The 979-nt window shown below is 37.5% G+C and carries 1 protein-coding gene; it reads right to left on the reverse strand.

Annotation, left to right across the window (positions count from 1 at the left end):
* Window positions 1-14: 14 nt before the first annotated feature.
* Window positions 15-968, reverse strand: a complete 954-nt coding sequence (locus tag OS138_RS12705) for an IS30 family transposase (RefSeq protein WP_000222572.1) — start codon at window positions 966-968, stop codon at window positions 15-17.
* Between the last annotated feature and the right edge of the window lie 11 nt (window positions 969-979).

Below are 979 nucleotides of genomic sequence, written 5' to 3' on the forward strand. Positions count from 1 at the left end.
TATTATTTGTCAAATTAAGCGAGACAAAACTTTCCATTTACGTAACTCAAAAAAACTTCTAATGGTGTTTGGTAATTTAGTGATTTTCTAGGGATATGGTTTCTTTTGGACGCAACGGATGAGATGAATCCTTGATTGACTTGGTTGAATTCCATTTCTTTTGGTAGTCCATCTTTTCGGAGGAGTCCGTTTGAATGTTCATTTAATCCCCGTTGGGAAGGCGTTCCTGGGTCTGCGAAATAAATATCAATATCATTCGTATTACTAATACTTTTCCAATTAGAGAATTCTTTTCCACAATCAAAGGTAATTGATTTGAAAAGATTTTTGGGTACGGATTGAAGCCATTCATTAATCGAATTTTCAATATCAACTGCCTTACGGCCTTCTGGTTTCAAGGCGATAATGGCTTTTGAAAGTCGCTCAACGAGTGTGATGACGGCACTTTTATGGTGGATGCCGACAATCGTATCACCCTCTAAATGTCCAAATTCTTCTTCGAAAACGACATAATCTTTTTTACGTTCAGAAATATTTCTTTTGAATGCCTGTTTTCCACGTTTTTCCTTATAACCATTTGGTTTTCGTTTTCCTTGCATCGGTAAATGTAAAACATTGAATTCTCCCGTCTTAAACCGGCGATAGAGGGTACTTACTGAACAAGAGAAGGTTCGCTCTGCACGGCCAATAATGACGTCTGGGGTCCAACCTTCAGTTGATCTTTTTTCAATGTATTCTTTTTCCTCAGCAGGAAAAATGATTTCGGTTCTCCCACAACGTCGCTTATTTTCTTTGTATTGTTCAAAGTATTCAAGTGCTGTTCCACCACATTTGAGAAAGTTATAGACATTGTAAATTGTTTGGCGTCCACGTTTAAGCTGCTTCGCAACGATAGCAACCGGAGTTTCTTGATGAAAATATGCTTCTATCATTACAAGCTCGTTTGGTGTAAGATGGGTATAAGTCATTTATGTTCACT

Origin of the sequence: Enterococcus sp. E5-37, from assembly GCF_035726925.1 — a bacterium.
Taxonomy (GTDB): domain Bacteria; phylum Bacillota; class Bacilli; order Lactobacillales; family Enterococcaceae; genus Enterococcus_B; species Enterococcus_B faecium.

What these genes read in the sequence shown, in the direction of transcription:
- OS138_RS12705 (WP_000222572.1), bottom strand. Translation starts at nt 968, where the DNA reads ATGACTTATACCCATCTTACACCAAACGAGCTTGTAATGATAGAAGCA.